General features: G+C 59.2%; 10 protein-coding genes and 1 tRNA gene. 8 read left to right on the forward strand and 3 right to left on the reverse strand.

All coding sequences use genetic code 11. The features are described from left to right. Nucleotides 1-119: 119 nt before the first annotated feature. On the reverse strand, nucleotides 120-653 hold the full coding sequence (locus RWS31_RS10235; protein WP_314598104.1) for a hypothetical protein: 534 nt from the start codon (nucleotides 651-653) through the stop codon (nucleotides 120-122). A gap of 235 nt (nucleotides 654-888) precedes the next feature. Next, nucleotides 889-1998 carry a [Fe-Fe] hydrogenase large subunit C-terminal domain-containing protein gene (locus RWS31_RS10240; protein ID WP_314598106.1) on the reverse strand — a complete coding sequence of 370 codons (1110 nt, stop codon included), beginning with the start codon at nucleotides 1996-1998 and terminating at the stop codon, nucleotides 889-891. A gap of 165 nt (nucleotides 1999-2163) precedes the next feature. Between RWS31_RS10240 and RWS31_RS10245 the strand changes: the two genes are divergently transcribed. Further along, a tRNA-Gln gene (locus RWS31_RS10245) sits at nucleotides 2164-2239 on the forward strand. Nucleotides 2240-2375: 136 nt separating this feature from the next. On the opposite strand, the gene RWS31_RS10250 is transcribed toward RWS31_RS10245, so the two are convergent. Then, nucleotides 2376-2696, reverse strand: a complete 321-nt coding sequence (locus RWS31_RS10250) for a helix-turn-helix transcriptional regulator (RefSeq protein ID WP_314598108.1) — start codon at nucleotides 2694-2696, stop codon at nucleotides 2376-2378. Nucleotides 2697-3048: 352 nt separating this feature from the next. Here RWS31_RS10250 and glpA point away from each other — a divergent pair, with 352 nt between their 5' ends. From glpA to RWS31_RS10285, 7 genes are all read left to right on the forward strand, one after another. Continuing rightward, the gene (gene glpA / locus RWS31_RS10255) at nucleotides 3049-4656 is read left to right on the forward strand and encodes an anaerobic glycerol-3-phosphate dehydrogenase subunit GlpA (protein WP_314598109.1); all 1608 of its coding nucleotides are present in this window, start codon (nucleotides 3049-3051) and stop codon (nucleotides 4654-4656) included. Then, nucleotides 4653-5879, forward strand: coding sequence for an anaerobic glycerol-3-phosphate dehydrogenase subunit GlpB (gene glpB / locus RWS31_RS10260; RefSeq protein WP_314598112.1), 1227 nt, complete (start codon nucleotides 4653-4655; stop codon nucleotides 5877-5879). The genes glpA and glpB overlap by 4 nt, the downstream gene beginning before the upstream one ends. Nucleotides 5880-5894: 15 nt before the next feature. Beyond that, a complete protein-coding gene (locus RWS31_RS10265; protein ID WP_314598114.1) occupies nucleotides 5895-7121 on the forward strand; it encodes an anaerobic glycerol-3-phosphate dehydrogenase subunit C in 1227 nt (408 codons plus the stop codon). Between the two features lie 210 nt (nucleotides 7122-7331). Continuing rightward, nucleotides 7332-8834, forward strand: coding sequence for a glycerol kinase GlpK (gene glpK / locus RWS31_RS10270; RefSeq protein ID WP_314598116.1), 1503 nt, complete (start codon nucleotides 7332-7334; stop codon nucleotides 8832-8834). Nucleotides 8835-8845: 11 nt separating this feature from the next. Beyond that, nucleotides 8846-9574, forward strand: coding sequence for an MIP/aquaporin family protein (locus tag RWS31_RS10275; RefSeq protein ID WP_314598117.1), 729 nt, complete (start codon nucleotides 8846-8848; stop codon nucleotides 9572-9574). Between the two features lie 697 nt (nucleotides 9575-10271). Further along, nucleotides 10272-11768, forward strand: a complete 1497-nt coding sequence (glpK, locus tag RWS31_RS10280) for a glycerol kinase GlpK (RefSeq protein WP_314598118.1) — start codon at nucleotides 10272-10274, stop codon at nucleotides 11766-11768. A 234-nt stretch (nucleotides 11769-12002) separates the two neighbouring features. Further along, entirely contained in the window at nucleotides 12003-13262 is a 1260-nt protein-coding gene (locus RWS31_RS10285) for an SLC13 family permease (protein ID WP_314598140.1), read from the forward strand. Nucleotides 13263-13277: the final 15 nt, after the last annotated feature.

A 13277-nucleotide genomic window follows, 5' to 3' on the forward strand; every position in this document is an offset into this window, starting at 1 on the left:
TTTGCGCAGATGCGCTGTATCTATCGAGGAGACAAACCGCAGGCGTAGCGGTGCTACGTCGAGGATTTATCGACGACGAGAGGACAGTGCAGATGCGTGAAGATGGGTGGCTGAATTTATCAGTGCTTCCCTAAATCGGCACGATTCCATGCCTTCTGCCAGAAGAGGCGGCGCAGTACGGCAGCTTCGGTCTTTGCATCGAGGTCTTGCCGCAGGATTTCCGCCGCGCGAAGATGGGCGGCGAGGGTTGCCGCGCCCCAAAGCGCACGGATGCGCCTGCCACAGGAAAGCTCGATCTCAGCCGACTCTTCAACGCGAACGAGCTGCGCGTGCATGGCATTCACGACGCCCATCGCCGCATCGCCTCGAATGCGCGGCCGCCGTGCGCGAAAAGGCACGAGCACGAGTTCCGATGCAATCGCCAAGGGCGCCGTCTGCGCAAGCGCCGTGCGCTCCTTCGCCCACGCACGCAGCAGCGGCAGAGAACGGCAATGGCGCCTTGCCAAACGCTCCAGCACAGTGCGCAGACGCGCCCGCACGAGACGATCCGTACCGTCCGTCAAGAAAAGGCGCGTGGCGTCGCCCTCCCCATCGACATATTCGGGCAGCGCCGCCTCGATCTCCCAATCCTCAGGCAAATCCCAATGCTTCATTCCTTCTTCCTCCCATCTTTCCCAAACACGTGTTCGCTAAATCAGTATAGCATATAGAACATACGTTTGGCAAGTATTCTCATGCGGCGCTTCGCTGGAAATATTTCCTGCAGCTGCCGCCCTCTAAGCAGGAACTGCAGGGAGATACGGAGACTGTCATGGGACAAAAAGACGGTGCGTATGCCCCATACGGCATACGCACCGTCCCATTTTCAGTTTCAGGCTGCTTTCTTCGTCAGGCAAAGCGCTTCCTTGAAAAGAAGGTCTCGTCGTACAACAGCCCTTCGAGCGTGTAGAAGCCGAGGCGCGTCAGAAGCTCCAAGACGTAGGGATTGTCGAGCGGCGTGCGGTACGGCGAGCGCTTGCCGTACGCCTTGACATGCTCCTTCGCCTCTTCCTGCGGAATGAGCTTCTTCGGGCCGCCGACGCAGCCGCCCGCGCAGCCCATGCCCTCGAAGAAGTTCGCCTTGACCTCGCCCTCCATGAGGGCGTTGAGCATCTGCTTGCACTCGGCGACGCCGTTCGCATGGCGCGAGCGCACCTTGATCGCACGCTCGGGATTCAGCCGGTCAAGCGTCATCTGCACCGCCTGGGATACGCCGCCTGCGTAGGCGTAGATGCGTCCCGCTTCCGACGAGTAGACGCGCTTCTTGTCCGACTGATCCTGCGGCTGAATGCCGAGGCGGTCAAAGATGTCCTTGCACTCCTGGAACGTCAGCACATGGTCGATGGCTCCGACGAGGTCAGGATCCTTCGCCTCCGTCTTCTTCGCCATGCACGGCCCTAAGAACACGGTCAAGGCGTCGGGATAGAGCTTCTTCACCGTGCGTCCTGCGGCGATCATCGGCGAGACGGACGGCGGCACATGTGGCATGAGATGCCTAAAGCTCTTCTTGATCATCGCCACCCACATGGGACAGCAGCAGCTCGTGAGCATGTAATCCGATTCCGACTGGATGTTGCGGTCAAACTCCAAGGCTTCCTTGAGCGTCAGGATGTCGGCGAAGAGCGCGACCTCAACGAGGCCATCGAACCCCATCTTGCGGAAGGCGTTGCGGATCTGTCCCGTCTTGACATCGTGATACTGTCCGAGGAACGCCGGCGCGAGCAGGATGTACGCCTTGCGCCCCGCCCGCTTGCCCGCGAGGACATCTTCCAAAACGGCACGCGCATCCTTCGTGAGCGCTTTCTTCTGCCCTTCGTCCGAAAGCTTTTCCTCGCCCCAGACCGGCTCATGCACTGTCGGATGGAAAAGACAGTTGAGCTGCTCGGGATCGTACTCGAACTCCTCTCGCCCTGTGGCCTTTTTCAGCGCTTCACGGTAGAAATCCTCGATTGTCTGCATGAAGAATCCCCCTTCTCTGTGCCATTCCCTCCAGTTATATTATAGCTTGTTTTTATATTCCTGTCAGCCAAAGAATCTTCGAATCATAAATTTTTATAAAAAAGGGGATTGACAGTATACGTATTTTCTCCTATAATAGTCAACGTTGACAGCATCGCTCGTCAATGGGGTATCGCCAAGTTGGTAAGGCACGGGATTCTGAATCCCGCATGCGTTGGTTCGAGTCCAGCTACCCCAGCCATGCAAATCACGCCGCATTTGCGGCGTTTTTTTGTGCCTGAAAACGGCGTAAAAAGAAGCTGCCCGCTCTTTTAGGGAGCACAGCAGCTTTCAAGAACGCAGATTCTTCACGAAGGATTTTCCCTCCTGCTGCACCTTCACATATCTGCCAAGAGCAGCTTCAGCGCCAGCTGCTTTTCCATCGGCAGCTGGCGGATCAACTCCAATAAATGCGGGTCGATGTCGTCCGCTTCCTGCCCGCGCACAGGTGCAGACTTCGCGACGATATTGTTGAGCTCTTCGACCGTCAGATCGAGCGCACGGCAGATCTTCAGCACGTTGTCCATCGCCGCGCCGCCGATGGAGCCATTCAATATGGAAAGAAGCGTCGTGTACGGCATGTGGATCTTCGCCGCGAATTCCTTGAGATTGCAGCCGTTCGATTTGATCAGCGACTTGACATAGTCCTCACGCGTCACGATTTCGCCTCCTTTTGCGTCCTTTGATTCCATAGCCATTATACAGGCAAAAAAGAAAAAAGAAAATGTCGCTGCAATAATTTTCTTTTTTCGTTGGAAATCCCTCGATTTTATATTGATAAATCTGAAAATTTATGATACCATGAACTTGTTGAGAGAAAGAGACTTTTGCGTCTCTTGGAAACGAAAAATCGTATTGTTTGTCAATTCGTGGTAAAATTTCGTTTCATAGCCAAAAATATTTCCTGCACGGTGCAAATCCAGAGCACAGCGATCTGCGGCAACGCTCGAGCAAACCGGCAGGCATGGAGAGGCTTCATCTTATCCGTGCTTTTGAAGAAAGGAGAACGATATGGAGAAGGCAACGGTCGTCGTCATCGGAGGAGGAGCTACGGGCGTCGGCATTCTGCGCGATCTCGCCATGCGCGGCATCGACGTGCTGCTGCTCGAAAAGGAGGATCTCGTCAACGGCGCGAGTTCGCGCTACCACGGTCTTCTGCACAGCGGCGGACGCTACGCCGTCAAAGATCAGGAGGCTGCCAAGGAGTGCATCGAGGAGAACACGATCCTCCGAAAGATCGGCAAGTCGTGTGTCGAGCCGATCGGCGGCATGTTCGTGCGTCTCGACTCGGACGATGCGGACTTCGAGGCGAGCTGGGTCGAGGGCTGTCGGGCGAGCGGCATCGAGGCGCGCCCCTTGACGCTCGACGAAGCGTTCCGCATGGAGCCGCGCCTGTCGCGTCATATCGTCTCCGCCTACGCCGTGCCCGACGCGGCGATCGACGGTTTCCGCATGTCGTGCCAGAACGTCGCTTCCGCCGTACGCTACGGCGGCCGCTACAAGACGTACACCGAGGTCGTCGGCATCCAAGAGAAGAACGGCGAGCTCGAAGGCGTGCGCGTGCGCAATCGTTTCTCGGGCGAGGAATACACGATCGCCTGCGACATCCTCGTCAATGCGGCGGGCGGCTGGTGCGAGAAGGTCGCCGAGCTTGCGGGACTCAACGTGCCCGTGCAGCCGGACAAGGGCACACTCATCGCCTTCAACCAGCGCCTCGCGAACCACGTCGTCAATCGCCTGCACAAGCCGTCGGACGGCGACATCTTCGTGCCGCACGGCTCGATCACGATCCTCGGCACGACGTCGATGAGCATCGACGATCCCGAGGACACGAGCTCGTCCTATGAGGAGATCGAGGCATTGATGAAGATCGGCGAAGAAACCTTCGAGGATCTGCGCCACTACCGCATCCTGCGCGCCTTCGCCGGCTCGCGTCCGCTCTACAAGCAGCCGGGCGCATCAGGGCGCGGCGCGTCGCGCGGCTTCGTGATTCTCGACCACGAAAAAGACGGGCTCAAGGGCATGATGACGATCGTCGGCGGCAAGTTCACGACGTATCGCCTGATGGCGGAGCGCATCAGCGACCAGATCGCCGAGAAGCTCAATGTCAAGACGCCGTGCCGCACGGCCGATGAGCCGCTCGTGCCCGAAGTCAGCGAGGAGGCGAAGAAGAAGGCGGCGAAGTACTTCCCGTCCTTCGGCACGAACCTCGCGGCGACGCGCCTCGGCCCGGACGCCTTCGAGCGCGTCGCCAAGCGTCTCGAAGAGGAGCCGGAGTCGCGCGCGCTCATCTGTGAGTGCGAGAACATCACGCTCGCAGAGATCGAGGAGATCGCCAAGAGCGCAGACAGCCACATCATCAACGACATCCGGCGCCGCACGCGCCTCGGCATGGGCACGTGCCAGGGCAATTTCTGCAGCCTGCGCGCCGCCGGCATCTTCGGCCGCGTCGGCAGCACAGAGGGCGCGAAGGATTCGCTCGGCCAGCTCAAGGGATTTTTGCAGGGCCGCTGGAAGGGTGTGCGCCCCGTCCTCATGGGACGCAACATCCGCGAGACGGAGATGACGCGAGCTCTCTACGAGCTTTCCTTTAATGTCAATGGAGGCAAGAAAGCATGAAACAACGGGACGTAGCAATCATCGGCGGCGGCTTTGCCGGTCTCATGGCCGCCATCGTCTGCGCCAAGAACGGCAAAAAAGCGAGCGTATTCCTCTACGGCTCGGGTTCTTTCCCCTTGAACAGCGGACTCATCGACCTCCTCGGCTACGACGAAGCGCGCGCATGGGTGAAGGATCCCCTGAAGGCGATCGAGCAGCTGCCCGCCGAGCATCCTTACCATAGAATCGGCAAAGAATCCATCGAGGAAGCCGCCGGCTTCTTCCTCAAGCTCATGGAAGAGGAGGGCTTCCCCTACTGCGGCAGCCTGCATGAACAACAATCTGCCGTGACGCCCGTCGGTACCTTGAAGCCCTCGTGTCTTGTGCCTGCATCCATGCAGGCGCCGGACTTCACCGGCAAGGACGTCATCATCGTCGGCGTCAAGGGGCTCAAGGACTGCTACCCCGAGATGATCGCGGCGAACCTCGCCGATACGCTCAAGGAGGCTTCGAGCATCCGCACGTTCGAGATCATGCCTGAAGCCGTCGCCGAGCGCGATCTCTCGATCCTCGACGCCGCTCGCTGGCTTGAGGGGGACGGTGCAACGACGGTCAGCCGCCAACTCGCCGCCGAGGACGGCGCAAACCGCGTCTTCATCTTCCCGCAGATCCTCGGCGTGCGTGGACAAAGGGTCTGCAAGAAGCTGCAGGCGGCGATGAAAGGAAAGATCCTTGAGACGACCGCCATGCCGCCCTCGGCGAACGGCATGCGCCTGCGCGATGTGCTCATGAAGGCGGCGCGCCGCATGGGCGTTGAATTCTTCGAGAATGCCCGCGTCACGGGCTTTTCGGCAGATGGCAAGCGCTGCCTTTCCATCCGCGTCACGGGCGTCCACGAGAAGGACTACCGCGCCGAGAAGTTCATCCTCGCGACGGGCGGCTTCTACAGCGCCGGACTCATCTCCGAGAATCCCGGGGAAGCCTATGAGCCGATCTTCAACCTGCCCGTCGCGTGCGAAAAAGACCCCGAGAAGTGGACGGCTGCCGACGTCTTTGATGCGCAGCCCTTCATGAAGGCGGGCGTCCGCACGGACGAGATGCTTCGCCCCGTCGATGAAAGAGGCGCACTCGTCTTCGAAAATGTCCACGTCATCGGGCGCGAGCTTGCGGGCTGCGATTTCTGTCGCGAGCATTCAGGCAACGGCGTGGCGCTGGCATCGGCCTACAAAGCGGCACAGGCGTGAAAGGAGCGGAATTTGATGAAAAAAACTTTTGAACTGCATGAAAACACGCCGGACACCGCCGACCACTGCATCGCCTGCACCTGCTGCATTGCGAACTGCCCCGTGACGGAAGCCACGCGCGCCTTTGCCGGCCCGAAGCTCACGGGACCCGCACACAGCCGCATGAAGTTCGCCGAGGACGATATCGAGCGCAGTCTCGAATACTGCTCGAACTGCAAGAACTGCGAGATCACCTGTCCCTCGGGCGTGCGCGTCGCAACGCTCAACATGCTGCAGCGCGGCGAATACTACCGCACGCACAAGCACTCGCAGAGGGACGACATGCTCGCGCACGGCGAGCGCATGGCAAAGCTCGTGCGCTCCCTGCCCTTTGGCGCAACATGCGCCAACATCGGCATGAAGATCGGCAAGGCGCTCGGCGTCTTCGCCGCCGTCGGCATCGCAGGCGAACGCGATATGCCCGCCTTCGCGCCCGATTCTTTCTACAGCATCTTCGCCAAGATGGAGCAAAAGCCGTCGGAGAAGAAGGTCGTCTTCTATCCGGGCTGCTACATCAACGAATACGAGCCGGAAATCGGCCGCGCCTTCATCAACGTCATGCAGAAGAACGGCTATGAGGTCATCACGGACAAATCCTTCATCTGCTGCGGCGCTCCCATGGTCGCCTCTGGCTACCTCGACGAGGCGCACGAGAACGCGAAGAAGAACGCCGAGCGCATCCTCGCTTGGAAGGCGAAGGGCATTCCCGTCGTCGCCTGCTGCACGAGCTGCTCCTTGATGCTCAAGAGCGAGTACCACGAGCTTTTCGAAGACCCCGAGATGCGCGAGATTTCCTCGGGCATTTACGACGCCTTCGAGTTCCTCGACATCATGGAAGAGCGCGGCGAACTCAGCGAGGACTTCGCCCCCATCGAGCGGCGTTTCTCCTATCATGCGCCGTGCCACCTGCGCGCCCAGGGCATTGGGCTGCCGTCCTTCAACTTCCTGCAGCGCATCCCCGGCCTTTCCATCGAGAACCTCGCCGCCGGCTGCTGCGGCATGTCGGGAAGCTTCGGTTTCAAGGGCGATAAGTACGAAATCTCCATGAAGGTCGGCGAGAAGGTCTTCGAGCGCATCGCCGAGGTCGGCGCTGACACCGTCGTCTCCGACTGCGGCACCTGCCGCCTGCAGATCCGCCACGGCTCGGGCAAGGCGACGTGCCACCCCATCGAAATCCTCGCGCAAGCGTATGGATATAAATAAAGGAAGCATATCCTCGCTCCCTCAAGTCCTTGCAGCCCGACATAAAGGGCCGTCAGGGAAGGAATCTCACCCGGAAGGGAGGCGGTCATCAAGAAACGCGAAGAAGGCACCACCCCACAGTTTCATCCAACGAGGTCTGCCCAGCGATGCAGCAATACGGCGCTGGACAAGGGGAACAGAGTCGAGAAACGAACGAAAAGGAGTGGCAATATGGGACAGAAATACGTCATGGCTCTTGACGCCGGCACGACGAGCAACCGCGCCATCATCTTCGATGTGGATTCCAAGATCGTCGGCGTCGCGCAGAAGGAGTTCACGCAGCACTTCCCGCAGCCCGGCTGGGTCGAGCACGACGCGGAAGAGATCTGGAGCTCGATGCACGAGGTCATGCGAGAGGCTCTCGAACAGTCGGGACTCGTCGCGAGCGACATTGCCGCCATCGGCATCACGAACCAGCGCGAGACGGCGGTCATCTGGGACAGGACGACGGGACGGCCGATCTACAACGCCATCGTCTGGCAGTCGCGCCAGACAGCGGATATATGCGAAGACTTGAAGCGTCAAGGTCTCGTCGATGAGTTCAAGGAGAAGACGGGACTCGTCATCGACGCCTACTTCTCGGGCACGAAGGTCAAGTGGATCCTCGACCATGTGGAAGGCGCACGCGCACGCGCGGAAAAGGGCGAGCTTGCCTTCGGCACGATCGACACATGGCTTCTTTGGAAGCTCACGGGCGGCAAGGAGCACAAAACGGACTACTCGAACGCTTCGCGCACCTTGATGTTCAACATCAAGACGCTCGAATGGGACGAGGCACTCTTGAAGCATCTGACCGTGCCGAAGAGCCTCTTGCCCGAGGTTCGCCCGTCGAGCGAGGTCTACGGCCACACCATTCCGTCCGTCATCGGCGCTTCCGTTCCCGTCGCAGGCATGGCGGGCGACCAGCAGTCGGCGCTCTTCGGTCAGAACTGCTTCTCCCCCGGCGAGGCGAAAAACACCTACGGCACAGGCTGCTTCCTGCTCATGAACACGGGCGAAGATCTCTGCATGTCGAAGAACGGACTCGTGACGACCATTGCCTGGGGACTTGACGGCAAGGTCGAATATGCGCTCGAAGGCTCAATCTTCGTCGGCGGCTCCGCCATCCAATGGCTGCGCGACGGCCTGCGTCTCGTCGACTCCGCCCCCGACTCCGAATGGGTCGCGAAGAAGGTCAAGGATGCCGGCGGCGTCTACATGGTGCCCGCTTTCGTCGGTCTCGGCGCACCGTATTGGGACATGAATGCGCGCGGCATGATCATCGGTCTCACGCGCGGCACGACGAAGGCGCACATCGTACGCGCCACGCTCGACTCTCTCGCCTATCAGACGCGCGACGTGCTCGGCGCGATGGAAGCCGACTCGGGCAATCGCCTCGCCGCGCTCAAGGTCGACGGCGGTGCCGTAGCCAACAACCTCCTCATGCAGTTCCAGGCCGATCTCCTCGGCGTTCCCGTCGACCGCCCGCAGATCACGGAGACGACCGCCTTGGGCGCCGCCTACCTCGCAGGTCTTGCCACGGGCGTCTGGGCGTCGAAAGAAGAGCTGAAGAAGAGCTGGCAGCTCGACACGCGCTTTGCTCCTTCGCTCGACCAACAAGAAGCAGACAAGCTTTACCAGGGTTGGAAGAAGGCTGTCAAGCACGCCGCGAACTGGCTCGCGGATGAAGAATAGGAGGGTGTACGATGTACGATAATCTTCTCGGCGAATTTTTCGGCACGCTGGTCCTTATCGTCTTCGGCTGCGGCGTCTGCGCCACATGCTCCCTCGAAGGCTCCAAGGGCAAGGGCGGCGGCTGGATCTGCATCGTCTTCGGCTGGGGCTTCGCCGTGACCTTCGGCGTATTCACCGCCATCTCGCTCGGTGCGCCGCAGGCCGACCTCAATCCTGCCGTCACCATCGGCAAGATGCTCGCCGGCGTCTACAACTTCCAGCAGTTCCTCGCGACTTCCGTCATCCAGATCCTCGGCGGTATCGCAGGCGCCGCCATCGTCTGGCTCGCCTATCTGCCCCATTTTGAAAAGACGGAAGACAAGGCGACGAAGCTCGGCCTCTTCTGCACGGCGCCTGCCATTCGCTGCGCTTGGAAGAACTTCCTCTGCGAATTCATCGCAACCTTCTTCCTGCTCTTCATGATCTGGGCGATCTTCGCCAAGGTCAACGGCCCGTTCGCGCCCGGCTATGGTCCGTACATCGTCGGCATTCTCATCGTCGGCCTCGGTCTCAGCCTCGGCGGCCCCACGGGCTACGCGATGAATCCCGCGCGCGACCTCGGCCCTCGCCTCGCCCACTTCCTCCTGCCCATCGCGGGCAAGGGCGGCAGCGACTTCGCCTACGGCTGGATCCCCGTCGTCGCCCCCCTCGCCGGCGCCGCCGCCGCCTACTTCGTAGCGCACGGCATCGGCATGCTGTAAACCTTCATAATAAGATGAAATTGACGAAGGGCTTGCAAGCCCTTCGTCAATCTGGTATGATATAGAAAAGAAGAGAACCACTTGAAACGGCTGCCTCTTCCAAGGTCTTTAGCTAAAGAAATTAACCGCATTCCTTGTCCGAGGGGCGGTTAATTCTTTTTTAACACAACGACAAACCCTATCGCGAGTATCAAAACTAAAATCAACTCGGAAGAAGTCATCTGCGCCACCCCCTTTCTTTTTGGAATGGGGAGTGGAAGAAGCAGCCGCTCAGCCTAGTGGTTCTCTTTCGGTATTACCATGAAGCCCCAAGAGGTCAAGCCGCAGGCGCAGACCGATTGGCTAGGCTTCTGTAAGGCGTGAGGACATATGTACAGCGGTGCCGCTTTGATGAAACTGTTGTGAGAAACGGGCGAAAAAGCAGCTCATGCCGCTCTTCATGACGGCTGAACATATGTCCTGAAAGTTTATACATGATTCGCCAGCCTGCTGCAAGCGTCAAGCCGCAGGCGCAGATCATTGGCTAGATTTCTGTAAGGATATGTACAACGTGCCTCTCTGAGGATGCCATCGTAAGAACCGGCAGAAAAAGTTTGCAGGCGCAAGCAGCAACGTCGCATAAAAAAGCATAAGCCACAAAGCCCTCTTCCTATGATATAATGTCTGTGACGGCATCATACGGAAGGGGGCTTTTCCTATGCGCAGGAGATACATCCTTGCACTCGATTCGGGCACGGTGAAGAACCGCACGGCGATTTTTGATGAGCGGGCAAATCTCGTCGCTCTCGTGAAGAAGGAATTGAGCGTCTATCGCCCGCAGCCCGGCTGGGTCGAGCAGGATGCGGACGAGATCTGGGCGGTGCAAATTCAGACGGCAGAGCAGGCGATTCGCGAAGCGGGCATCAAAAAGTCGGAAATCGCGGCGATCGGCATCACAAATCAACGCGAGACGACGGTGATCTGGAATCGCCATACGGGGCGACCGATCCACCACGCCATCAGCTGGCAGTCGATGCAGTCGAAGGAGATTGTCGAGCGCTTCCGCAAGAACGCCGATCTCCTGGAAGAGTTCCGCCAGAATACGGCGATGGTGCTCTCGCCGTATTTCTCCGTCAGCAAAATCTGCTGGCTTCTCGACAACGTACCTGGCGCACGCGAGCTGGCGGAAAAGGGCGACCTCGCCTTCGGCACGATCGACAGCTGGCTTCTGTGGAAGCTCACGGGCGGCAAGGTGCACGCGACGGATGACTCGAACGCCTCGCGCACAATGCTCTACCACCTCGCACACGGCACATGGGACGAGACGCTCCTGCAGCACACGCGCATCCCGCACGCCCTCATGCCGGAGATTCATCCATCCTCACACGAATACGGCATGACCTCGCCCGCTGTATTCGGCACGGAGATTCCCATCAGCGGCATCCTCGGCAACCAGCAGGCCGACCTCTTCGGCCAATGCTGCTTCACGCCCGGCACGGCGAAGAACACCTACGGAGAGGGCTCTTTCTTCCTCCTCAACACGGGCGATCGCTACGTGCAGTCGCACAACGGACTCAATGCCACCGTCGCCTGGAAACTCGGCGATCATGTCACTTACGCGCTCGAAGGCAGCATCTTCGTGGCGGGCGTCGCACTCGAATGGCTGCGGCGCGGACTCAAGATCCTCGACTCGCTCGAAGAGTCCGAATGGATCGCCAAGCGTGTCACGGACACGGCAGGCGTCTACTTCGTGCCTGCTTTCCGCGGCCTTTCTGCACCCTATTGGGACAGCGAGACGCGCGGCATGCTCATCGGGCTTTCCGAGGACACGCGCCGCGCTCATCTCATTCGCGCGGCACTCGCCGCCATGGCATACCAGGTGCGTGACGTCTACGAAGCGATCCGCTCGGACGCGGCTCTTCCCATCGAAGAGCTTCGCGTATCGGGCGGCGCGAGCCGCAACAATCTGCTCATGCAGATGCAGGCGGGCGTCCTCGGCCTTCCCGTGCGCCGCCCTGTCGAAAGCGAGACGACGGCGCTCGGCGCCGCCTATATGGCAGGCCTTGCCGCCAAACTATGGAAGGATACGGAGGAGCTCAGCACCCTCTGGCAGGAAGACGCCTGCTTCACGCCGCACTTCAGCGAAGAAGAGCGCGAACACCTCTACGACGGCTGGCAAAACGCCGTCTCCCATGCCATGGGTTGGCAGAGGTAGTAAGAATATCGAGACATAACAGAAGGCCGCATAGTTTCACTTTTTGGGTGAAATGCGGCTTTCTTTTTATTTCAGGAAAAATATTCTTATATTATTTGATTCTTTTCAGCTATTATTCCATGCGGATATTTCATAGGAGGGGAATCCCAAAAATTGCAGGATATATTTAGAAAAGACAGAAGGATATAACTATTCAAAATAACATCCCAAAAGAGGAGCTGATAAGAAATGGAACTGGATGCAGCAACATTGACCTTGGTGGTGCTGGGCATTGCCGCCTTCTTCTTCGCCACGGAGATCATCCCACTGGCAGTGACGGCGATGGGCGCAGCGATCGCTCTGGGCTTTCTCGGCGTGCTAACGCCCGCCGAAGTGTTTGCCGGCCTGTCGAATTCCACCGTTGTCCTGTTCGCGGGCATGTTCGTCATAGGAGCGGCGATGTTCCAGACGGGTCTTGCACAAAAAATTGGCGTAGAAGTGGTAAAAAAATCGGGCACGGATGAAAGGCGGCTGATGATTGCCTTGATGGTCATAACGATCACCTTGTCTTCGGTTTCATCGAACACGGCGACCGTCGCCTGCCTAATCCCCGTCGTCATGCAGATCTGCGCCGCCGCGCGCCTTCCCGTCGCACCCCAGCTCATGGCGCTCGCCATCGCTGCGAACGTCGGCGGCACGATCACGATGATCGGCACGCCGCCGAACATCTTGATGAGTGCAACCTTGGATGCAAACGGTTTGCCCCCCTTCGGCTTCTTCGAGTTCGCTTGGATCGGCATCCCGCTCTCCATCGTCGGCGTGCTCTACATGGTATTCATCGGCAGCCGCCTCTGCCCGCACACCATGTCAGAGAACGAGATGGATGACAAATCCTCCGAAGCGCCTAAAGATACGCGGAAGATGATCATCTGCGCGGCGATCCTCATCGCCACGGTCATCGCGATGGTGCTCGAAAAACAGATCCACGTTCCCATGCAAACCTCGGCAATCGTCGGAGCTCTCGCTTGCGTGCTCACAGGCTGCGTATCGGAAAAGCAGGCTTATCAGGGCATTGACTGGACGACGATCTTTCTTTTCTCCGGCATGCTTCCCCTGGCAAAGGCCATGGACACGAGCGGCGCGGGAAAGCTCATCGCACACAGCGTCCTCGACCTCATCGGCACGCATCCTGCGCCCATGCTGATCGTCGTCTCCATGTTCCTGCTCTCCTGCGGACTCACGCAGTTCATGTCCAACACGGCGTCTTCGGCGCTCCTCGCCCCCATCGGTATTTCCATCGCCCAATCGATCGGCGTGTCGCCGCACCCCGTGCTCATGGCGATCGGCATCGCCGCCTCCTGCGCCTTCACCACGCCCGTCGCCACGCCGCCCAACACCTTGGTTCTGGGACCCGGAAAATTCCGCTTCATGGATTATGTGAAGATCGGCGTGCCGCTCGCCGTGCTTTCCCTCATCCTATGCACCGTAATCATCCCCTTGGTATGGCCGTTTTAGCTGAAAGGAGCTTCC

Source organism: uncultured Selenomonas sp., assembly GCF_963528755.1.
GTDB lineage: Bacteria > Bacillota > Negativicutes > Selenomonadales > Selenomonadaceae > Selenomonas.

What these genes read in the sequence shown, in the direction of transcription:
- RWS31_RS10275 (WP_314598117.1), top strand. Translation starts at nt 8,846, where the DNA reads ATGTACGATAATCTTCTCGGCGAATTTTTCGGCACGCTGGTCCTTATC.
- glpB (WP_314598112.1), top strand. Translation starts at nt 4,653, where the DNA reads ATGAAACAACGGGACGTAGCAATCATCGGCGGCGGCTTTGCCGGTCTC.
- RWS31_RS10240 (WP_314598106.1), bottom strand. Translation starts at nt 1,998, where the DNA reads ATGCAGACAATCGAGGATTTCTACCGTGAAGCGCTGAAAAAGGCCACA.
- RWS31_RS10235 (WP_314598104.1), bottom strand. Translation starts at nt 653, where the DNA reads ATGAAGCATTGGGATTTGCCTGAGGATTGGGAGATCGAGGCGGCGCTG.
- glpK (WP_314598116.1), top strand. Translation starts at nt 7,332, where the DNA reads ATGGGACAGAAATACGTCATGGCTCTTGACGCCGGCACGACGAGCAAC.
- RWS31_RS10265 (WP_314598114.1), top strand. Translation starts at nt 5,895, where the DNA reads ATGAAAAAAACTTTTGAACTGCATGAAAACACGCCGGACACCGCCGAC.
- glpK (WP_314598118.1), top strand. Translation starts at nt 10,272, where the DNA reads ATGCGCAGGAGATACATCCTTGCACTCGATTCGGGCACGGTGAAGAAC.
- glpA (WP_314598109.1), top strand. Translation starts at nt 3,049, where the DNA reads ATGGAGAAGGCAACGGTCGTCGTCATCGGAGGAGGAGCTACGGGCGTC.